The sequence below is a fragment of the Marinovum algicola genome (assembly GCF_900109145.1).
GTDB classification, from domain to species: Bacteria; Pseudomonadota; Alphaproteobacteria; order Rhodobacterales; family Rhodobacteraceae; genus Marinovum; species Marinovum algicola.
This window is the reverse complement of sequence record NZ_FNYY01000001.1, coordinates 50,745-70,248: the sequence shown is the minus strand read 5'-3', so window position 1 is coordinate 70,248 and position 19,504 is coordinate 50,745. Positions and strand designations below refer to the sequence as shown.

Below are 19,504 nucleotides of genomic sequence, written 5' to 3'. Positions count from 1 at the left end.
CCGGGCCTGACCCGGGATCCCGCGCTCACAACGCAAGCGCCGGCGCGATTCGACAAGAGGCCCCGGCGCGGCGGCCGGGGCGGGTTACAGGCTCTTGCGGGCGTTCAGCGCCGCGGTGATGGTGCCGTCGTCGAGGTAATCGAGCTCGCCGCCGATCGGCACGCCCTGGGCGAGCGAGGTCAGCGTCACCCGGCCCTCGAGCTGGTCGGCGATGTAATGCGCGGTGGTCTGGCCGTCGATGGTGGCATTGAGCGCAAGGATCACCTCGGTGACGCTTTCGGCCGAGATCCGGTCCACCAGCCGCGGGATCGAGAGGTCCTCGGGGCCGACGCCATCAAGCGCCGAGAGCGTACCACCCAGCACGTGGTAGCGGCCGCGGAATACGCCCGAGCGCTCCATCGCCCAGAGATCGGCCACGTCCTCGACCACGCAGATCATGCCGTTGCCGCGTTTCTCGCTTTCGCAGATGTCGCAGATGTCGGTGGTGCCGATATTGCCGCAGTTCAGGCATTCCCGGGCCGAGGCGGCAACCTCGCTCATCAGGTCGGCCAGCGGCGTCATCAACAGGCCGCGCTTGCGGATCAGGTGCAGCACCGCGCGGCGCGCCGAGCGCGGGCCGAGACCGGGCAGCTTGGCCATCAGCTCGATCAGCGCATCGATGTCGCGGGTGGCGGTCATGGGGAGGCCTCGCCGGGCAGCGGAATGCGGGTGACGGTGAACCCCTGGCGCCGCAGGCGCGCGATCAGCCCGGCCTGCCCCGGCAGGTGAAAGCTGCCGACCGCCAGAAAAACCCCGCCCTCGGCCAGGTTGGCGCGTGCGGTATCGATGAAGGCCTGATTGCGGGCGTCGAGCAACACGCGGTTGACCCGCGCGAGGGTGGCGCCACCATCCTCCAGAACCGCACTCACGACGGCCTTGTCCCAGGCCAGCATCAAGCCGAGTTCGCCGGCGAGATACAGCGCCATGCGGGTGGCCCGTTCCGCGCGGCTGGTGGCGGGGTCGAGATAGGCGCCGTAGACATTGAGGAAATCCACCGCGAAATCCGCGTTGCCGGGGCTGTCGAGGTACTGGCGGATGCGCTCCCGCGGCTCCAGCGGAGTGATCGTGGCGCCGCCGATCAGCCCCAGCATCTGGATACGGCCGTCCTGAACCGGCAGCACGCCGGCGGAAAAATCGTCGCAGGGATCGGAGAGGAGCACCTCGGCCAGAGCGCCGGGGGTCAGCCGTTCGGGCGCGCCACGCCCCCAGCCCAGCCCTTCTGTGCGCTGACGGATCCAGTCCAGCACCGCGGGATGCAGCCCCGCCGGCGGCCCGTCGAGCCGGTCCTGACGGTACCAGTCGCGCCTGACCCGCCGGGCGTCAAAGGCGGCGCGCGAGGGCAGGACCGGATCGATCTCGAGGGCCACGATCCGGGCCTCGGCAATGCGCTGCTCGACCAGGTCGGGCAGCGCGAGGATGCTGGGATCGGCGGAATGCATCGTGCCCCAGAGATGCGACACCGCGCCCGAGGGGGCCACCACCCGCCAGAACCGCCCGGTGCCATGCGGGATCGCCGCCGCGGCCGCCCGGAGCCCGGCCAGATCGGCCGGCGCGAACGCCCCGGCATGCAGCGCCGGTTCGACCGGGCTACAGAGCGCGTGATCGGCCCAGTCCTGCGCTTGCGCCGCGCCGCCGCCCAGCAGCGGCGCCGCCGCCAGCCCCAGAATGACGCCCCGGCCCGTCATCGCCTCAGAACGGCAGTTTCATGTCTTTGGGCAGGCCCATTTCCTCGGTCAGCTTGGACATCTCGTCCTCGGCCTTCTGGGTGGCGCGCTGCTGGGCGTCCTTGATGGCGGCGAGGATCAGGTCTTCGACCACTTCCTTGTCATCGCCGTTGAAGATCGACGGATCGATGTCGAGCCCCTTGAGTTCGCCCTTGGCCGAGGCCGTGGCCTTGACCAGACCTGCGCCGCTTTCGCCGGTGACCGTCATCGAATGCAGGTTGTCTTGCAGTTCGGCCATGCGGGTCTGCATCTGCTGCGCCTTCTTCATCATCCCGGCCATGTCGCCGAGATTGCCAAGACCTTTGAACATCGGGAGCTCCTCATCTGTGTGCTTGGGGGTTAGATACGGGGCGCAACCGGCGGCGACAAGGGGCCGGGCCGCGGCGTCCAGGGGTTTGCGGCAGAGCTGGCGGGCTCTGCCCCCGGCCTGCGGCCTCCCCCGCGGTAGTTTCAAACAAAAGAATTCCAGGATCGGTCCCCGGCGGCGGGGGTCAGTCTTCCTCGAAGGGATCCCATTCGTCCTCGACCTCCTGCAAGGCCTCGGCCTGGGCTTCGGCCTCGGCCGCCTGGGCGGTGTGGATCGCCGTGATCCGGGCCTTGGGAAAGGTGGCTAGCGCGGCCTGCACCAGCGGGTGTTCGCCGGCCTTGGCCTCGAGCGCGAGGCGGTCGGCGTCGCGGGTCTCGACGATGGTGGGCGTCTTGGCGCCATTGACCAGGGTCACCGCCCAGCGATTGCCGGTCCAGCGTTGCAGCGCGGTGCCGAGACGCTGGGCGAGGTCGGGGGCGGCGCCCTCGGCCGGGGTGAACTCGATCCGGCCGGGCTGATAGGCGGCAAGGCGCACGCCGGCCTCGACCTCGACCAGCAGCTTGACGTCGCGGTTGGAGCGGATCAGCTCGATCACATGTTCGAAGCTCGGATAGCGCGCCAGTGCCTGGTCGGCGGCCAGGGCCACGACGGCGCTGCCGCCGGCGGCCGAGGGGCCGGACGGGCCGGGATGGGTGGCGCGGGACATGGCCTGGCCCTGCGCACCGGTCCGGGCGTTGCCGGCGGTCGGCACGCCGCCTCCGCCCGAGGGCGGCGAGGGCACCGGGGCCTCGCCCAGCTTGCGCACAAGCTCCTCGGGGCTGGGCAGGTCGGCGACATGGGTCAGCCGAATCAGCGCCATCTCGGCCGCCATCATCGCATTGGGCGCCAGCGCCACCTCCTCGATCGCCTTGAGCAACATCTGCCACATGCGGCTGAGCGCGCGCATCGGCAGGTCGGTCGCCATCTGCTGGCCACGGGCGCGTTCGTCGGGGGCGATGGTCGGATCTTCGGCGGCATCCGGCGTGATCTTGACCACCGAGATCCAATGGGTCACCTCGGCCAGGTCGCGCAGCACCGCCATCGGATCGGCGCCATCGGCATATTGCGCCGAGAGCTCGGCCAGCGCGCCGGCGGCGTCGCCTTTCATCACCAGATCGAAGAGATCCATCACCCGGCCGCGGTCGGCCAGGCCCAGCATGGCGCGCACCTGTTCGGCGGTTGTCTCGCCTGCCCCGTGGCTGATCGCCTGGTCGAGCAGCGAGGTCGCGTCGCGGGCCGAGCCCTCGGCGGCGCGGGTGATCAGCGCCAGCGCATCCTCGGCGATCTCGGCGGTCTCGGCGGTGGCGATGCGGCGCAGCAGGCCGATCATGTCCTCGGGCTCGATCCGGCGCAGGTCGAAGCGCTGGCAGCGCGACAGCACCGTCACCGGCACCTTGCGGATCTCGGTGGTGGCAAAGATGAACTTTACATGCGCGGGCGGTTCCTCAAGCGTCTTCAGCAATGCGTTGAAGGCCGATTTCGACAGCATGTGCACTTCGTCGATGATGTAGACCTTGTAGCGCGCGGCCGAGGGCGCATAGGCCACCGAGTCGATCACCGTGGAACGGATGTCATCGACGCCGGTGTTCGAGGCGGCGTCCATTTCCAGCACATCGACGTGCCGGCCCTCGGAAATCGCCAGGCAATGTTCGCACTGGCCGCAGGGCTCGGTGGTGGGCGCACCGTGGCCGTCGAGGCCGATGCAGTTCATTCCCTTGGCAATGATCCGCGCCGTCGTCGTCTTGCCGGTGCCGCGGATGCCGGTCATCATGAAGGCCTGGGCGATGCGGCCGGTCTCGAAGGCGTTCTTGAGGGTGCGCACCATGGCGCCCTGCCCGACCAGATCGGCAAAGGTCTCGGGCCGGTACTTGCGGGCCAGAACCTGATAGGCGGGCTGCTGCGGATCGCTCATGATCGCGGTCTTTCCTGTCCTGAGCAGAAGTCGGCCGTCAGGCTATTGCCTGCCGGCGCGGAGGTCCAGCCGATGTTGGGCAGAGCCGGTGCCGGGATCGGGGCGGCGCACGCCCCGGACCTGATCAGGGGCCCCTGCGACGGGATCGGGCGCGCGGCGCTGGCAGGCCGGGTGCGGGGCTTCGGGCCGGGAGGTCCCGGATCAGGTCCGGGACGCGAAGGGCCAAACGCCCGGCGCCGTCCTGCAACCTCACCCGGGGCAGTCACGCGCTAGCGCCGACGGTCGCGGCGCGAGGACATCGGCTGAAAGGCCACGCCGACATGCGCCTCGCAATAGGGTTTGCCCTGCTGCACCGGCAGGCCGCAGAACCAGAAATCCTCGGTCGCGGGATCGCCCACCGGCCATTTGCAGGTGCGTTCGGTCAGCTCCATCAGCGACAGCCGCTTGGCCTTCTTCTCGATCTCGCTGACCTTGGCAAGCGCCTCGGGGCTGATCTCGTTGGCCGAGGGCTGCGGCGGCAGCGGCTGGCCGGCCGGAATGATCTGACGGCGCGCCGGGGTGGCGGACTTGGCCACCGCGGGCTCTTCGGTGGCGGGGACCGGTTCGGACTTGGGCCGGGTGTCGGCCTTGGGGGCGGGCTTGGGCTTGGCTTCGGGTTTCGGTGCCTTGGCGGGCTCGGGCTTGGCCGCGGCGCCCGTGCCGGCGCCGGCGCGGTTGGACAGGCCGAGGCGATGCACCTTGCCTATCACCGCATTGCGCGTCACGCCGCCCAGCTCCTTGGCGATCTGGCTTGCGGACTGCCCTTCGCCCCACATTTTCTTGAGCAATTCGACGCGTTCATCGGTCCAGGCCATGGATCATCCTTACGAGAAAAAGCGGCCTCGACAGCGGGCCGCTCTGGGAATTTCTGTGTGGCGCCTATTTTAATCACTGGTGGCTGAGTTACAAGGCCGCGAATCGCAAGCAGGAGGCAGCCATGAGCGAGACGATGCAGGCCGGAACCACCCCCGAGATGGGCATGCGCCGCTTTGGCCGGGTGAACTGGCTGGGGCTGGCGACGCTCTGCCAGCGCGAGATCCAGCGCTTTCTGGCGGTCTGGACCCAGACGCTTCTGGCGCCGCTGGTGACGGCGGGGCTGTTCCTGCTGATTTTCTCGATCGCCATCGGCCCCCGGCGCGGCGATGTGATGGGCGTGCCCTTTACCCATTTCATCGCGCCGGGGATCCTGATGATGACGGTGATCCAGAACGCCTTTGCCAATACCTCCTCCTCGATCATGATTTCCAAGGTGCAGGGCAATATCGTCGATACGCTGATGCCACCGCTGTCGCCGATGGAACTGGTGCTGGGCTATTTCGCCGGCGGCGTGGCGCGCGGCATGGTGGTGGCGCTGGTGATCGCCGCCGGGCTCTGGCTGGTGCTCGGGCTGGGCGTGGCGCATCCGCTCTGGGCCTTGTGTTTCGGGGTGCTGGGCGCAGCCTTCCTGTCGGGCCTCGGGATCATCGCCGGGATCTATGCGCAGAAGTTCGACCAGATGGCGGCGATCACCAATTTCATCGTCACCCCGCTGGCCTTTCTGTCGGGCACCTTCTACTCGGTCGAGGCGCTGCCGCCGGTGCTGCACGAGATCACCCGCTTCAATCCGATGTTCTATCTGATCGACGGCGTGCGGTTCGGCATGATCGGCGTGTCGGACAGCGCCCCGGCGCTGGGGCTGGTGATCTCGCTGGTTTCGGTTGTGGCGGTGGCCGCGGTGGCCTGGAACATGTTGCGCAGGGGCACCAGGCTCAAGGCCTGAGCATGGTGCTTGCCACGCCGCGACAGCAGGCCTAAACCCGCCCCATGTTCGACAACACCGATGACATTCACCCGCTCTTTGCCGATGCCCCGTCTTCGACGGAGTTCAAGAAGCTGCGCAAGCGAATCGTGCGCCAGACCCGCGAAGCGGTCGAGCAATTCGGCATGGTCGAGCGCGGCGCAAAATGGCTGGTCTGCCTCTCCGGCGGCAAGGACAGTTATACCCTGCTGGCGGTGCTGCACGAGCTGAAGTGGCGCGGGCTTCTTCCGGTCGAGCTTCTGGCCTGCAACCTCGATCAGGGCCAGCCGAATTTCCCGGCGACCGTGCTGCCGGAATTCCTTGAAAAGATGGGGGTTCCGCATCGGATCGAATATCAGGACACCTATTCCATCGTAAAGGACAAGGTGCCGGCCGGGCGGACCTATTGCGCGCTCTGCTCGCGGCTTCGGCGCGGCAATCTTTACCGGATCGCGCGGGAAGAGGGCTGTTCTGCCGTGGTGCTCGGCCATCATCGCGACGACATCCTCGAAACCTTCTTCATGAACTTGTTTCACGGCGGCCGCCTGGCGACCATGCCGCCGAAGCTGGTCAACGAAGAGGGCGATCTCTTTGTCTATCGTCCGCTGTCCTTTGTTGCCGAGGCCGATTGCGAGAAATTTGCCAAGGCGTTGAATTATCCCATCATTCCCTGCGACCTCTGCGGCTCGCAGGACGGGTTGCAGCGCCAGCAGGTCAAGCAGATCCTCGACGGATGGGAACGCAACAGCCCGGGCCGGCGGCAGGTGATGTTTCGCGCGCTGATGAACGCGCGGCCCTCGCATCTGCTTGATTCGGGGTTGTTCGATTTTGCCGGGTTGATGCGAAATTCGGAACAATTCGAAACAAGTTCCGGGAATGTTCCTGACTTGCGTTAACGCATGAGTGAACCCTCGCGGCTAAGTCTGAAGCTCGGACAAGACAAGCTCGGACGGATTGCCCATGTCGGTTTCCAAGCCGCGAATGGCGCGCGCCACGCAGCGCGTTCTGAATGATGTGACGGCCAGCCCGCTGTTGCCGGCGATGTTTCCGGCGCTGGCCCTGGGCGGGTTCTGGCTTGGCGGCGAACCGGTTCTGGCCCTTCTGGCGATCGGCGTGCCCCTGGTCTGGCTGGCGGTGCTGATCGGCCGCGCCGGGCGGCCCGCCGCGCGCACCGATCCGGTTACCGGGCTGCGCCTCAAGGAGGGGTTTGCCGAAAGGCTCGAGGCGCTTCTGGCCGACTGCCGCAGCACCGGCCACACCACCGTCTGTTTCATGATCGAGGTCGATGACAGCGCCGAACTGACCGAGCGATTCGGCGGCGAGGCCTGCGACCGGGTGGCCGATACGCTGGCGGCGCGGCTGCGCACGGCGATGCGCGGTTCCGACAGCTTCGTACGGCTGGGCGACTGGCGGATCGGCGTCGTGCTGTCGCCGCTGCGGCGGATCGACATCGAAACCGCGGTTCAGATGGCGGCGCGCTTGCAGGCCGAACTCGAAGAGCCTGTCAGGATCGACCGCGCGCCGGTCTATATCTCGGCCTGCCTCGGCTTCTGCCTCGCCGCCCGCGCGCCGGACCAGAGCGGCGCCGGGCTGATCGAGGCCACGGTGGCCGCGCTGGATGAGGCCCGGCGCCACGGGCCCGGGGCGATCCGCGCCTTTTCCCCCGACCTTCAGCGCAACCGCATTCAGCGCGTGGCACTGCGGGACGAGGTGGCGCGGGCGCTGGACGACGGCCAGATCTGCGCCTGGTATCAGCCGCAGATCAGTACCGAGACCGGCCGGATTTCCGGTATCGAGGCGCTGGCCCGCTGGCGCCACCCGGCGCGCGGGCTGATCCCGCCGGCCGATTTCCTGCCCGCGCTCGAGGCCGCCGGCCTGATGGAGCGGCTGGGCGAGGTGATCCTGTTTCATGCCCTCTCCACGCTGCGCGATCTTGATCGCGACGGCTTCGACATTCCGCAAGTGGGGGTGAACTTTACCGAGACCGAGCTGCGCAACCCCAAGCTCGGCCAGCGCTTGCGGTGGGAGATCGACCGTTTCAACTTGGCCCCCGACCGGCTGACGATCGAGATCCTCGAACATGTGGTGGCCGGCACCCCGGATGACATCGTCGCGCGCAATATCGCCGATCTGGCGGCCCTGGGCTGCGCCATCGACCTCGACGATTTCGGCACCGGCCATGCCTCGATCACCAGCCTGCGGCGATTCGCCATCGACCGGCTCAAGATCGATCGCTCCTTCATCGTCAGATGTGACACCGACCCCGAGCAGCGGCGGATGGTGACGATGATCCTGTCTATGGCCGAGAAACTGGGCCTCGACACCCTGGCCGAAGGCGTCGAGACGCTGGGCGAGAACGCCCTGCTGTCGCAGATGGGCTGCGGTCATGTGCAGGGCTTCGGCATCGCCGTGCCGATGCCGGCCGAGAACCTGGCGGCCTGGATCACCGATCACAATGCGCGGATCGCCCCGCCGCCCGAGATCACCCCCCTGCGCGGACCGGCCCGGCGCAAGAGCCCCTGAACCGGCCGTCAAAGGCCTTTGACACGCCTCCCGCCCGGCGCCCGTCGTCCCTTCGGGGGTGCCCCGAATGGCCGCACCGCAAGGGAATGTGCCACTCTGCCCTTGACCTTTGGGCCGCGCAAGGGTTGAACCCGGCACGATACCCTAGTGACAGGTGGCGGTCCCCTATGGACGATCAGAACAAGAACCTCATCCTCGCAACTGCGCTCAGCTTCGTCGTGATCCTGATCTGGTTCGTGCTGTTCCCACCGCCAGAGCCGGAGGCGATCGAGCCGGCCCCGGCGGTGACCGAGGAAACGGCGGCCCCCGGCGATGTCGCCGCCACCCCCGGCGTGGCTGACACCCCCGGCGGCACGCCGGCGACCGAAGAGACCGCCGCCGGCCCCGCCGACGCGCCGCGCATCGCGATCGAGACCCCGCGCCTGTCGGGCAGCATCTCGACCCAAGGCGGGCGGATCGACACCCTGGCGCTCAAGGACTACCGCGAATCCACCGAGCCCGATGCGCCGATCGTCTCTTTGCTGCGGCCGGTGGGCACCGCCGGCGCCTATTATGCACTGCACGGCTGGGCTCCCGGCCAGGGGCTCGCCATCGAGGATGTGCCCGGCCCCAACACCGAATGGCAGATCGCCGGCGATGCGACCCTGACTCAGGACACCCCGGTCACCCTGACCTGGGACAATGACGCCGGCCTGCGGTTTACCCGCCAGATCGCGGTGGATGCGGACTATATGTTCACCATCACCCAGAGCGTGGAAAACACCACCGAAGGCACCGTTTCGCTGGCCCCCTACGGCATTCTGGCGCGGCATGGCGAGCCGGTGGACCTGAAAAACTTCTTTGTCCTGCACGAGGGCGTTGTCGCCATGGCCGATGGCGAGTTGGCCGAGATCGACTATGACGACATGACCGATTTCGACGTCGATGCCCGCGAAGGTGTGCCGGCCGAGGTCATGCAGGTCACCGAGAACGGCTGGATCGGCTTTACCGACCATTACTGGATGGCGACCCTGGTGCCCGCGCCCGGCGAGGCGTTTCGCGCCGCCGCGAAATACGACCCGCGCCGCAACATCTACCAGACCGAGGCCGTCCTGCCGACCCAGAGCCTGGCGCCCGGCGCCAGCGCCGAGGTCACCACCCAGCTCTTTGCCGGCGCCAAGGAATGGGAAACCATCCGCGAATACGAGGCCGAGGGCGTCGAGGGCTTTATCGACTCGATCGACTGGGGCTGGTTCTTCTTCCTGACCAAGCCGATCTTTGCCCTGTTGCACTGGCTCAACCAGCTGATCGGCAACATGGGCTGGGCGATCATCGCGCTCACCCTGATCATCAAGGCCGTGCTCTTTCCGCTGGCCTACAAATCCTATGCCTCGATGGCCAAGATGCGCGAGCTTCAGCCGGAGATGGAGAAGATCAAGGAGCGCGCCGGCGACGACCGCCAAAAGCTCCAGCAGGAGATGATGGGCCTTTACAAGAAGGAAAAGGTCAATCCGGCCTCGGGCTGTCTGCCGCTGCTGTTGCAGATCCCGATCTTCTTCTCGCTCTACAAGGTGATCTTCGTCACGCTCGAGCTGCGCCACGCGCCCTGGATCGGCTGGATCGACGACCTGTCGGCGCCCGACCCGTCGTCGCTCTACAACCTCTGGGGCCTGCTGCCCTGGGCCGCGCCCGAGCCGGGCACCATCCTCGCGCTGATCTTCATCGGTATCCTGCCGCTGCTTCTGGGCGTCTCGATGTGGCTGCAACAAAAGCTGAACCCGGCGCCCACCGATCCGACGCAGCAGATGATCTTTGCCTGGATGCCCTGGGTCTTCATGTTCATGCTGGGCAGTTTTGCCAGCGGACTCGTGGTCTACTGGATCGCCAACAACACGATCACCTTCATCCAGCAGTATCTGATCATGCGCAGCCATGGGTACAAGCCGGACCTGTTCGGCAATATCACCGGCCGCAACAAGAAGAAGGCCGCGGAAGCCGCCAAGAAATGACCGGCAGGATCACCGATATCCTGCGGTATCCGATCAAGAGCCACGGCCGGGAGGCCGTGGCTCGCGTCACTTTGACCGAAGGCCAATCCCTGCCCTGGGACCGGCATTGGGCAGTGGCGCACGAAGCCTCGGATGCCGATGGCTCGGATTGGGTGCCCTGCCGCAATTTCACCCGCGGCGCCAAGGTGCCCGGCTTGCAGGCAATGACCGCCGCGCTCGACGAAGCCGACGCCCGGGTGACGCTGGCCCACCCCGAGCTGGGCCAGTTGAGATTTCGCCCCGATGACGAAGGCGCGCGATTGATCGACTGGACGCGACCGCTGATGCCCGAGGGCCGGGCCGCGTCGGACCGGGTGGTACGGGCCGAGGCGCGGGCGATGACCGACAGCGATTTCGCCTCGGTGACGCTCTGCAACCACTCGTCGCACCGGGCAGTATCGCAGAAGCTGGGCCGGGAACTGTCGATCCATCGCTGGCGCGGAAACCTCTGGTTTGACGGCTTGGCGCCCTGGGAGGAATTCGACTGGATCGACCGCGAGGTCCGGATCGGCAGCGCCGTGGTGATCCCGCGCGAGCGCACCGGGCGCTGTCTTATGACCCATGCCAACCCCGAGACCGGGGCCCGGGACGCGGATATTCTGGGCACGCTCGAGGCCTGGGGGCATCGCGATTTCAGCGTGATGGCCGAAGTGGTGAAAAGCGGCGAGATCGCCGTAGGTGACGAGATCGGACGCGCATGATGCAACTGCCCTTCCCCATAGCCGAAGAGCCCGACGCGTTTGCCCGCGAGGCGGGCCGCAAGCTCTTTGCCGGCGAGAAAGATTTCCTCAAGGGCGTGGTGGCCATGTCCGGCCTGCCGCCCGACGACCGGATCGAGGTTTGTTTCGCCGGCCGGTCGAACGTGGGAAAATCGTCTCTGATCAATGCCCTGACCGGGCGCAAGGGCATTGCCCGGGCGTCGAACACCCCGGGGCGGACGCAGGAAATCAACTTCTTTACCCTGGCCGAGAGCCATTACCTCGTCGACCTGCCGGGCTATGGCTATGCCAATGCGCCGCTGGCAGTGGTCGAGAAATGGCAGCGCCTGCTCAAGCAATATCTGTCGGGGCGGCAATCGCTGCGCCGGGCCTTCGTGCTGATCGACGCGCGGCACGGGGTGAAAAAGGTCGATGAAGAGATCCTGACCCTGCTCGACAAGAGCGCGGTGACCTTTCAGGCGGTGCTGACCAAGGCCGACAAGGTCAAGGCGGCAGAACGCGACAAGGTGATGGCGCAGGTGCGCAAGCGGCTCTCGGCGCATCCGGCGGCCTTCCCCGAGATCGTGGTCACCTCGTCCGAGAAGGGCGACGGGATCGAGACATTGCGGGCGATCATCGCGACGCTGATCTGACGCCCACCCCGTCCCGGCCCCCGCGCCGGGACCGCGCGCCCCACAGGCCCCGCCGGCCCGACGCAGGGCGCAGCGGCCCGCGGCCGCCTCCCCCGCCCTTGCCAATCGGCCCCGGAGCCGGGTCCGGGGCGGGGACACGCCTCCCGCAAACCGCTTGCACCCGTTTCCCCAGCTTGTGATAACAGCCTTTCAAGAGGGCCGAAAATGAGAACCCAGGACATGAACCGTGATTGGATCGCCACGGCTCGCACGCTGAGCCAGGCACTGCCGTATCTTCAGCGCTACACCGACGCCATCGTCGTCATCAAGCTTGGCGGGCACGCCATGGGCTCGGACGAGGCGATGGAGGAATTTGCCCGCGACGTCGTGTTGATGCAGCAGGTCGGGGTGAACCCGGTGGTCGTCCATGGTGGCGGCCCGATGATCAACGCGATGCTCGACAAGCTGGGCATCGAAAGCACCTTCGTAGGCGGCAAGCGGGTGACCGACAAACCGACGGTGGAAGTCGTCGAGATGGTGCTCTCGGGCCTCGTCAACAAGCGCATCGTGCAGGCGATCAACGCCCAGGGTGGCAAGGCCGTGGGCCTCTCGGGCAAGGATGCCAATCTGATCGTCTGCGAACAGACCCATGCCGACCTGGGCTTTGTCGGCACGCCCGATAGGATCAACACCGCGGTGCTGCACGACATGTTCCGGTCAAACACCATTCCGGTGATCGCGCCGCTCGGCGCGGGGCGCAAGGGCGAGACATTCAACATCAACGGCGACACCGCCGCCGGCGCCATCGCCGGCGCGCTCAAGGCCGACCGGTTGCTGCTCCTGACCGATGTGGCCGGCGTCAAGAATGCCGCGGGCGAGGTGGTGACCGAACTGACGGCGGCGCAGATCCGCGAGATGACCGCCGAGGGCGTGATCGCCGGCGGCATGATCCCCAAGACCGAAACCGCGCTCGACGCCATCGGGCGCGGCGTGCGGGCGGTGGTGATCCTCGACGGACGCGCGCCCAATGCCTGCCTGCTCGAGCTCTATACCGAACACGGTGCCGGATCGCTGATCCGCGAAGTGCCCAAGACGTGAGTTGTCACATTCCGCCCATGGCATATATTCGCCGCCATGGAGAATGAAGCACTTGTCAGACTGGGCGCGTTCGGCGGGCTTTTCCTGCTCTTCGCGGCGCTCGAAACGGTGGCACCGCGCCGCGTGCGCAAACATCCGCGCCGCGGCCGATGGCTGACCAACTGGGGGATTTCCATCGCCAATGTGCTGGCACTGCGGGCGCTGGCGCTGGGCCTGCCGCTGCTGGCGGTGGGCGCGGCGCTTGATGCCGAGGCGCAGGGCTGGGGTCTGTTCAACCAACTGGGCTGGCCGCTCTGGCTCGAAATGGCGCTGGCGGTACTGATCTTCGACTTTGCGATCTGGCTGCAACATCTGATCACCCACAAGGTGCCGCTGCTCTGGCGGCTGCACCGGGTGCATCATGCCGATGTCGATTTCGACGTGACCACCGCGATCCGTTTTCACCCGGTCGAGATCGCGCTGTCGATGCTGCTCAAGATCGGGCTGGTCTATCTCCTGGGTCCGGCGGCCTGGGCGGTGGTGATCTTCGAGGTGCTGCTCAATGGCACGGCGATGTTCAACCACGCCAACCTGCGCCTGCCGCTGGGTTTGGACGCGGCGTTGCGCAAGGTGCTGGTGACCCCCGACATGCACCGGGTGCACCATTCGGTGCACCGTCACGAACATGACAGCAACTACGGCTTTTCCCTCTCTCTCTGGGATCGCCTGTTCCGCACCTACCGGGCCCAGCCCGAGGCCGGGCACGACGGCATGACAATCGGGCTGGAGTGGCAGGACACACGGCCGACGCGACTGGGGTGGAGCCTGTGGCTGCCCTTCTCGAAGCGCTAGAGACGCAGGCCGAGGCGCGGCACCTGCGGGTGCTGGGCGGGTTTCATCCAGGGCCACGGGATGGCGCCCCCGAGGGCTGTGCCACCCTGCTGATGATCGGCCCGGCGGAACCCGGCTTCTGGCCGGCGTTCCAGGCCAGCCCGGAGTTTTCCGACGGCGCGCCCGATCCGCTCGACCGTTGGTCGAAACGGATGCTCGGCGGCTGGGCCCGGGAACTGGACGCGCGCGCGGTGTTCCCCTCGGATGGCCCGCCTTATGCGCCCTTCATCGCCTGGGCCAAGGCCACGGGGCGGGTCTGGAATTCGCCCGCCGGCATCCTGGTGCACGACCGGGCCGGGCTGATGGTGTCGTTTCGCGGTGCGCTGGCGCTGGCCGAGCGGATCGCCCTGCCACCTGCCCCACCCTGCCCCTGCGAGCGCTGCGCCAAGCCCTGCCTGAGCGCCTGTCCGGTGGGGGCGATGGGCCCGGATCGCGCATATGACGTGCCGCGCTGCAAGGGCTATCTGGACACCCCTGCGGGCAAGGATTGCATGACGCGGGGATGCGCTGTACGCCGGTCCTGTCCCCTTTCGCAGAGCTACGGGCGGGCGGAGGCGCAATCGGCCTTTCACATGAGGAGCTTTCACCCGGCATGACCCTGCGACTGATTTTGATGCGCCACACGAAATCGAGCTGGGACGACCCGTGGCAGGGCGATCACGCAAGGCGGCTGAACGGCCGCGGCCGGCGGTCGGCCGAGGCGCTGGGAAATTGGCTGCGGGCCAAGGGCCATCTGCCGGATGTGGCGCTCAGCTCGGATGCGGTGCGCACGCAAGAGACCTTTGCCGGGCTGGCGCTGGCCTGTCCGGTGCGCTTCACACCGGCGCTGTATCTGGCCGATACCGGGACGATGCTGGAGCGATTGCGGCAGGCCGAGTCCCGGTCGGTGCTGCTGATCGGGCATAACCCGGGGATCGGCGCGTTTGCCGGGCGGCTGGTGGCAACGGCGCCGGACCATCCGAAGTTTGATCCCTACCCGACCGGCGCGACCCTGGTGGCGGAGTTCGCGGCCGAGAGCTGGGCCGGGGTGGATTATGGCACGGCATCCGTTCTCGATTTCGTGGTGCCGCGCGAGCTGGTGTGACGCGCCACGGATCGGTTCCGGGGCTACCAATTCCGACGTGACGAGAGGTTTCGGCCAAGCCTGGCAGGCTTTGGCGAGAGGCCACGCATGCCAGGCGGGCGTGCGCAGCTCTGTTTTTCGAGGCACGCGCCCCGGACCTGATCCGGGGCCTCGCCCTTGGCCGGGAGGTCCCGGGTCAGGCCCGGGACGGGTCTGCCCGGGGATGCCCGGCGCGTCTCAGTGTCCGAGGATCTGGCTCAGGAACAGCTTGGTGCGCTCGTTCTGCGGGTTGTTGAAGAACTCTTCCGGCTCGTTCTGTTCGACGATCTGGCCGGCGTCCATGAAGATCACCCGGTTTGCCACCTGCCGCGCGAAGCCCATCTCGTGGGTCACGCAGAGCATGGTCATGCCCTCTTCGGCCAGCTCGACCATGGTGTCGAGCACCTCCTTGATCATCTCGGGGTCAAGCGCCGACGTCGGTTCGTCGAACAGCATGATCCGCGGCCGCATGCAGAGCGACCGGGCAATCGCCACCCGCTGCTGCTGACCGCCCGAGAGCTGGCCGGGGTATTTTTTGGCCTGATCGGGGATCTTGACCTTGGTGAGGAAATGCATGGCGATTTCCTCGGCCTCCTTCTTGGGCGTCTTGCGCACCCAGATCGGCGCCAGGGTGCAGTTCTCGAGGATGGTCAGATGCGGAAAGAGGTTGAAGTGCTGGAACACCATGCCAACCTCGGAACGGATCCTGTCGATGTTCTTGACGTCCGACGACAGCCGGGTGCCATCGACCGAGATCGAGCCTTTCTGATGTTCTTCCAACGCGTTGATGCAGCGGATCAGGGTGGATTTGCCCGAGCCCGAAGGCCCGGCAATGACGATCCGCTCGCCGCGATAGACGGTAAGATCGATGTCACGCAACACGTGGAACGTGCCGTACCACTTGTTCATGTTCTCGATCTGGATGGCGACTTCGTTGGAGATTTCCATCTGGGTTTGTGCAGCTTCAGCCATGGACAATCCCTCCTCTTAACGGTGATCGGTCTGAAGCTGACGCTCCAGCCATTGTGAATATTGCGAGATCGAGTAGCAGACGATGAAGAACAGGAAGACCGCAAAGCCCCAGAGTTCCCAATAGACGCCGTTCCACTCGGTCGAGGCGAGGATCGGTCCGCGGATCATGCCGACAAGGTCGAACATCGAGATCACCGAGACCAGGGTGGTGTCCTTGAACAGGCCCACCGCCACGTTGACGATGCCCGGGATCGAGATCTTGAGCGCCTGCGGCATGATGATCAGCCGGGTCGCCTGGGCATAGTCGAGGCCGAGGCTGTCGGCCGCCTCGTACTGCCCGCGCGGCAGCGCCGCCAGCCCGCCCCGGATCACCTCGGCGATATAGGCCGAGGCAAAGGCGGTGATCATGATGATTACCCGGATGATCAGGTCGAAGGTGGTGCCCGGCGGCAGGAAATAGGCCAGCACGACGTTCGCCACGAACAGCAGGGTGATCAGCGGCACGCCGCGGATGAACTCGATGAAGACGACGCAGATCCACTTGATGATCGGCATGTCCGACTGCCGCCCCAGCGCCAGCAGAATGCCGAAGGGCAGCGACAGCGAGACGCAGACCACGCCCAGGATCATGTTGAGCATGAAGCCCCCCATGTCGCGCGAAGGCACGGCCTCCAGCGCCAGGAAACCCGGTGCCGACCGGATGGCGAAACCGCCGAGGAACCAGGTCACCAGCGCCGCCACCAGAAAGGCCAGCGCGCCCATGGCAAAGCTCTGATGTTCGACCTTCTTGAAGGCGGCAAAACCCACCAGGAAGCCCGCCAGCGCCACCAGCGGCGCCAAGAGCGTGCCGCCCCAGATCAGCCAGAAGCCAATGAAGGGATAGAGGCCGGTAAAGAACAGCATCTGCTTGGGCAGCTTGTTGAACAGCACCGGCGCGGCGGCCAGGCCGAGCAGCACGAAGGCCAGGATAAGCCGCCAATACTGGTCCTGCGGATATTTGAAGCCGAACAGAAGCTGGTTCCAGCGTTCGGTGAGCACCGAGAAACAGCCGCCGGTGGTGCCTTGCAGGATCTCGCGGCATTCGGCGAGCGAATTGGTCGACCAGATGCCGTTGACAAACCACGGAAAGGCGCCGGCGACGATCTTGTAGATCACGAAGATCGCGATCACGGTCATCAGCGTGTTGGCCCAGCCGCGGAACAGGTTTTCGCGCATCCAGTGGACGACGCCCACCTCGGAGGCCGGCGGCTCCTGTTCCGGCAGCATGGTCTCGCGCACGAAAGCGACGGAATGTGCGTGCATGTCACTCATGGCTCAGCGCTCCTTCAGCTTAACGGCGTTGTTGTAGACGTTCATGATCGCCGAGATCGCGAGCGAGATCGTCAGGTAGAAAAGCATCAGCAAAAGCACTCATTCAATGGCACGGCCTGTCTGGTTCAGCGTGATGCCGCCCAGGGTGCCGGTCAGATCCATGTAGCCCACGGCGATGGCGAGCGAAGAGTTCTTGGTGAGGTTGAGATATTGCGAGATCAGCGGCGGGATGATCACCCGCAGCGCCTGCGGCAGCACCACCAGGTTCATGATCCGGTTCGGCCGCATCCCGAGCGAGGCCGCGGCCTCGGTCTGGCCCTTGCTGACCGCCAGGATACCGGCGCGGACGTTCTCGGCGATGAAGGCGGCGGTATAGATCGACAGCGCGAACCACAGCGACAGCAGCGAGTTGCGCATGTAGATGCCGCCCTGGAAGTTGAAACCGGCAAGCTCAGGATATTCCAGCGAGATCGGCATGCCGAGGACAAAGAACATCAGCAGCGTCGGCACAAAGAACAGCGCCGCCGTGGGCCAGGCGCGCGGCAACAGCACGCCTTCATTGTAGAGCTTCCTGGTGGTGTAGCGGCGATAGACCACGATCGCCACCAGCGAGGCGATGAAGGTGGTGACGACCAGCCAGGAACCGGGCTCGTAGATCGGCGCCGGAAGATAGAAGCCACGGCCGGTAAAGGCGAAGGCCTCCCACAGCATCGACGCCTCGGCATCGTCGCCGCGGAAGTCGCGCGGTTGCGGCAGAACGGCAACAAAGACCGCCATGATGATCAGGATCCAGATCAGCACCGGCACATTGCGGAAAATCTCGACGTAGACCGACATCAGCTTGCGGATCAGCCAGTTCGGCGACAGCCGCAGCACCCCGACAAAGACCCCGACGATGGTCGCCATGATACAGCCCATGACCGCCACCAGAAGGGTATTGAGCACCCCCACCATCGAGGCGCGCCAATGGGTTGACTGGCTGTTGTAGTCGATCAGGGTCTGGTTGATGTCGTAGCCGGCCGGCTCACCGAGAAAATCGTAAGAGATGTTGAGCCCGGCGGCGGCGAGGTTCTGGACGAGGTTCCACCCCAGGTAGGCCATGGCAAAGATCAACAGGATCAATGCGATGAACTGGAAGGTGATGGACCGGTAACGGGTGTCGTTGATCAGCTGCGATAGCCGGAACGACTCCACCGGAGGGTCGGTGACGGTCGACATGATATGATCCCTGAGTGTCCGCGATCTTGGGGGCCGGCGGTTTTCCCGCTCTGAGGCCCGGTGCGGAGGTTATTGTGCACAATGCAACAAGGGCGCGGTGTGACCGCGCCCTTGCCGTGTCAGACTTAGCGGAACGGCGGTGCGTAGAGCAGGCCGCCATCGGTCCATTGTGCGTTCAGACCACGCGACAGGCCGACCGGGGTGTTCTCGCCGATGTGCTTCTCGAACAGCTCACCGTAGTTGCCGCCGGCCTTGATCGCACGTGCGGCCCAATCGGCGTCGAGGCCCAGCATCTCGCCAAGGTTGCCTTCGGTGCCCAGCAGACGGTTGATTTCGGGGTTCTCGGTGCCCGACATCATTTCGTCGATATTGGCCGAGGTCACGCCCAGCTCTTCTGCCGCGATCAGCGCGTTCAGCACCCAGCGATTGACATCACCCCATTCGTTGTCGCCGTGGCGGACAAGCGGGCCGAGCGGCTCTTTGGAGATGATTTCCGGCAGGACGACGTGATCGCCCGGGTTTTCGAACGCGGCGCGCGTGGCGGCGAGGCCCGAGGCGTCGGTGGTGTAGACGTCACAGCCACCTTCGAGATAGAGCGGCTGGGCTTCGGCGTTGGTTTCGATCGGAACCGGCTCGTAGCTGATGTTGTTCTTGCGGAAGAAGTCCGCCAGGTTCAGCTCGGTCGTGGTGCCGGTCTGGATGCAGACGGTCGCGCCATCGAGTTCCTTGGCCGAGCTGACACCCATGTCCTTGGGAATCATGAAGCCCTGACCGTCATAGTAGTTCACGCCGACGAATTCGAACTTCAGGTCGACATCGCGCGAGAAGGTCCAGGTGGTGTTGCGGGCCAGCAGATCGATCTCGCCCGAGGCCAGCGCGGTAAACCGCGTCTTGCCGGTGGTGGGGACGAATTCGACGGCCGTCGGATCGTTCAGCACGGCGGCGGCGACGGCGCGGCAGATGCCGACGTCAAAACCGTCCCAGTTGCCGTTGGCGTCGGGGGCGGCAAAGCCCACCAGGCCCGTCGTCACGCCACAGTTGAGCGTGCCGCGTGCCTTGACGTCATCCAGCGTAGCTGCGGCGGATGCGCCAGCAGCAAGACCGGCGACCGTCAGCGCGCCAAAGAATACGGATTTTTTCATGATTACCTCTTCCTGTTTTTTGAGCCGCCATGTCACTCGAGCGGTCTCGGCCTCCCTCGCGGGACGCCACACTC

General features: G+C 66.1%; 18 protein-coding genes and 1 pseudogene. 10 read left to right on the top strand and 9 right to left on the bottom strand.

Annotation, left to right across the window (positions count from 1 at the left end; translation table 11 throughout):
* Positions 1–84: 84 nt before the first annotated feature.
* From recR to BMW90_RS00350, 5 genes are all read right to left on the bottom strand, one after another.
* Positions 85–678 carry a recombination mediator RecR gene (recR, locus tag BMW90_RS00370; RefSeq protein ID WP_048529673.1) on the bottom strand — a complete coding sequence of 198 codons (594 nt, stop codon included), beginning with the start codon at positions 676–678 and terminating at the stop codon, positions 85–87.
* Entirely contained in the window at positions 675–1,724 is a 1,050-nt protein-coding gene (locus BMW90_RS00365; RefSeq protein ID WP_074834256.1) for a TraB/GumN family protein, read from the bottom strand. The genes recR and BMW90_RS00365 overlap by 4 nt, the downstream gene beginning before the upstream one ends.
* Positions 1,725–1,728: 4 nt before the next feature.
* Positions 1,729–2,073 carry a YbaB/EbfC family nucleoid-associated protein gene (locus BMW90_RS00360; RefSeq protein WP_048529670.1) on the bottom strand — a complete coding sequence of 115 codons (345 nt, stop codon included), beginning with the start codon at positions 2,071–2,073 and terminating at the stop codon, positions 1,729–1,731.
* 181 nt (positions 2,074–2,254) lie between these two features.
* Positions 2,255–4,021 (bottom strand): DNA polymerase III subunit gamma/tau, encoded by a 1,767-nt coding sequence (locus BMW90_RS00355; protein ID WP_074834255.1) that lies wholly within the window; start codon positions 4,019–4,021, stop codon positions 2,255–2,257.
* A gap of 269 nt (positions 4,022–4,290) precedes the next feature.
* Positions 4,291–4,875 (bottom strand): GcrA family cell cycle regulator, encoded by a 585-nt coding sequence (locus tag BMW90_RS00350; protein ID WP_074834253.1) that lies wholly within the window; start codon positions 4,873–4,875, stop codon positions 4,291–4,293.
* A 122-nt stretch (positions 4,876–4,997) separates the two neighbouring features.
* Here BMW90_RS00350 and BMW90_RS00345 point away from each other — a divergent pair, with 122 nt between their 5' ends.
* The 10 genes from BMW90_RS00345 to BMW90_RS00300 all read left to right on the top strand — a co-directional run bounded on the left by BMW90_RS00345 (position 4,998) and on the right by BMW90_RS00300 (position 14,769).
* Entirely contained in the window at positions 4,998–5,819 is an 822-nt protein-coding gene (locus BMW90_RS00345; protein WP_048529667.1) for an ABC transporter permease, read from the top strand.
* A 44-nt stretch (positions 5,820–5,863) separates the two neighbouring features.
* Positions 5,864–6,733: a tRNA 2-thiocytidine(32) synthetase TtcA gene (ttcA, locus tag BMW90_RS00340; protein ID WP_048529664.1), complete on the top strand. Its 870-nt coding sequence runs from the start codon at positions 5,864–5,866 to the stop codon at positions 6,731–6,733.
* 64 nt (positions 6,734–6,797) lie between these two features.
* Positions 6,798–8,360, top strand: a complete 1,563-nt coding sequence (locus tag BMW90_RS00335) for a putative bifunctional diguanylate cyclase/phosphodiesterase (protein ID WP_074834252.1) — start codon at positions 6,798–6,800, stop codon at positions 8,358–8,360.
* Positions 8,361–8,527: 167 nt separating this feature from the next.
* A complete protein-coding gene (yidC, locus tag BMW90_RS00330; RefSeq protein WP_074834250.1) occupies positions 8,528–10,348 on the top strand; it encodes a membrane protein insertase YidC in 1,821 nt (606 codons plus the stop codon).
* The gene (locus BMW90_RS00325) at positions 10,345–11,088 is read left to right on the top strand and encodes an MOSC domain-containing protein (protein WP_074834249.1); all 744 of its coding nucleotides are present in this window, start codon (positions 10,345–10,347) and stop codon (positions 11,086–11,088) included. Before yidC ends, BMW90_RS00325 begins: the two co-directional genes overlap by 4 nt.
* A complete protein-coding gene (yihA, locus tag BMW90_RS00320) occupies positions 11,088–11,738 on the top strand; it encodes a ribosome biogenesis GTP-binding protein YihA/YsxC (RefSeq protein ID WP_048533657.1) in 651 nt (216 codons plus the stop codon). The genes BMW90_RS00325 and yihA overlap by 1 nt, the downstream gene beginning before the upstream one ends.
* Positions 11,739–11,942: 204 nt before the next feature.
* A complete protein-coding gene (gene argB / locus BMW90_RS00315) occupies positions 11,943–12,815 on the top strand; it encodes an acetylglutamate kinase (protein WP_074834248.1) in 873 nt (290 codons plus the stop codon).
* Positions 12,816–12,851: 36 nt separating this feature from the next.
* Positions 12,852–13,646, top strand: a complete 795-nt coding sequence (locus tag BMW90_RS00310) for a sterol desaturase family protein (protein ID WP_048529655.1) — start codon at positions 12,852–12,854, stop codon at positions 13,644–13,646.
* Positions 13,622–14,281, top strand: coding sequence for a ferredoxin (locus tag BMW90_RS00305; RefSeq protein WP_074834246.1), 660 nt, complete (start codon positions 13,622–13,624; stop codon positions 14,279–14,281). The genes BMW90_RS00310 and BMW90_RS00305 overlap by 25 nt, the downstream gene beginning before the upstream one ends.
* On the top strand, positions 14,278–14,769 hold the full coding sequence (locus BMW90_RS00300; protein WP_074834244.1) for a SixA phosphatase family protein: 492 nt from the start codon (positions 14,278–14,280) through the stop codon (positions 14,767–14,769). Before BMW90_RS00305 ends, BMW90_RS00300 begins: the two co-directional genes overlap by 4 nt.
* A 216-nt stretch (positions 14,770–14,985) precedes the next feature.
* On the opposite strand, the gene BMW90_RS00295 is transcribed toward BMW90_RS00300, so the two are convergent.
* The 4 genes and pseudogenes from BMW90_RS00295 to BMW90_RS00280 all read right to left on the bottom strand — a co-directional run bounded on the left by BMW90_RS00295 (position 14,986) and on the right by BMW90_RS00280 (position 19,430).
* Positions 14,986–15,759, bottom strand: coding sequence for an amino acid ABC transporter ATP-binding protein (locus BMW90_RS00295; RefSeq protein ID WP_048529652.1), 774 nt, complete (start codon positions 15,757–15,759; stop codon positions 14,986–14,988).
* Between the two features lie 15 nt (positions 15,760–15,774).
* A complete protein-coding gene (locus tag BMW90_RS00290; RefSeq protein WP_048529650.1) occupies positions 15,775–17,070 on the bottom strand; it encodes an amino acid ABC transporter permease in 1,296 nt (431 codons plus the stop codon).
* 3 nt (positions 17,071–17,073) lie between these two features.
* A pseudogene (locus tag BMW90_RS00285) lies at positions 17,074–18,288 on the bottom strand (amino acid ABC transporter permease).
* 125 nt (positions 18,289–18,413) lie between these two features.
* On the bottom strand, positions 18,414–19,430 hold the full coding sequence (locus BMW90_RS00280; RefSeq protein WP_048529646.1) for an amino acid ABC transporter substrate-binding protein: 1,017 nt from the start codon (positions 19,428–19,430) through the stop codon (positions 18,414–18,416).
* Positions 19,431–19,504: the final 74 nt, after the last annotated feature.

Excerpts from the sequence above, each read along its gene's own strand:
- recR (WP_048529673.1), bottom strand. The coding sequence starts at position 678 with ATGACCGCCACCCGCGACATCGATGCGCTGATCGAGCTGATGGCCAAG.
- BMW90_RS00365 (WP_074834256.1), bottom strand. The coding sequence starts at position 1,724 with ATGACGGGCCGGGGCGTCATTCTGGGGCTGGCGGCGGCGCCGCTGCTG.
- BMW90_RS00360 (WP_048529670.1), bottom strand. The coding sequence starts at position 2,073 with ATGTTCAAAGGTCTTGGCAATCTCGGCGACATGGCCGGGATGATGAAG.
- BMW90_RS00355 (WP_074834255.1), bottom strand. The coding sequence starts at position 4,021 with ATGAGCGATCCGCAGCAGCCCGCCTATCAGGTTCTGGCCCGCAAGTAC.
- BMW90_RS00350 (WP_074834253.1), bottom strand. The coding sequence starts at position 4,875 with ATGGCCTGGACCGATGAACGCGTCGAATTGCTCAAGAAAATGTGGGGC.
- BMW90_RS00345 (WP_048529667.1), top strand. The coding sequence starts at position 4,998 with ATGAGCGAGACGATGCAGGCCGGAACCACCCCCGAGATGGGCATGCGC.
- ttcA (WP_048529664.1), top strand. The coding sequence starts at position 5,864 with ATGTTCGACAACACCGATGACATTCACCCGCTCTTTGCCGATGCCCCG.
- BMW90_RS00335 (WP_074834252.1), top strand. The coding sequence starts at position 6,798 with ATGTCGGTTTCCAAGCCGCGAATGGCGCGCGCCACGCAGCGCGTTCTG.
- yidC (WP_074834250.1), top strand. The coding sequence starts at position 8,528 with ATGGACGATCAGAACAAGAACCTCATCCTCGCAACTGCGCTCAGCTTC.
- BMW90_RS00325 (WP_074834249.1), top strand. The coding sequence starts at position 10,345 with ATGACCGGCAGGATCACCGATATCCTGCGGTATCCGATCAAGAGCCAC.
- yihA (WP_048533657.1), top strand. The coding sequence starts at position 11,088 with ATGCAACTGCCCTTCCCCATAGCCGAAGAGCCCGACGCGTTTGCCCGC.
- argB (WP_074834248.1), top strand. The coding sequence starts at position 11,943 with ATGAGAACCCAGGACATGAACCGTGATTGGATCGCCACGGCTCGCACG.
- BMW90_RS00310 (WP_048529655.1), top strand. The coding sequence starts at position 12,852 with ATGGAGAATGAAGCACTTGTCAGACTGGGCGCGTTCGGCGGGCTTTTC.
- BMW90_RS00300 (WP_074834244.1), top strand. The coding sequence starts at position 14,278 with ATGACCCTGCGACTGATTTTGATGCGCCACACGAAATCGAGCTGGGAC.
- BMW90_RS00295 (WP_048529652.1), bottom strand. The coding sequence starts at position 15,759 with ATGGCTGAAGCTGCACAAACCCAGATGGAAATCTCCAACGAAGTCGCC.
- BMW90_RS00290 (WP_048529650.1), bottom strand. The coding sequence starts at position 17,070 with ATGAGTGACATGCACGCACATTCCGTCGCTTTCGTGCGCGAGACCATG.
- BMW90_RS00280 (WP_048529646.1), bottom strand. The coding sequence starts at position 19,430 with ATGAAAAAATCCGTATTCTTTGGCGCGCTGACGGTCGCCGGTCTTGCT.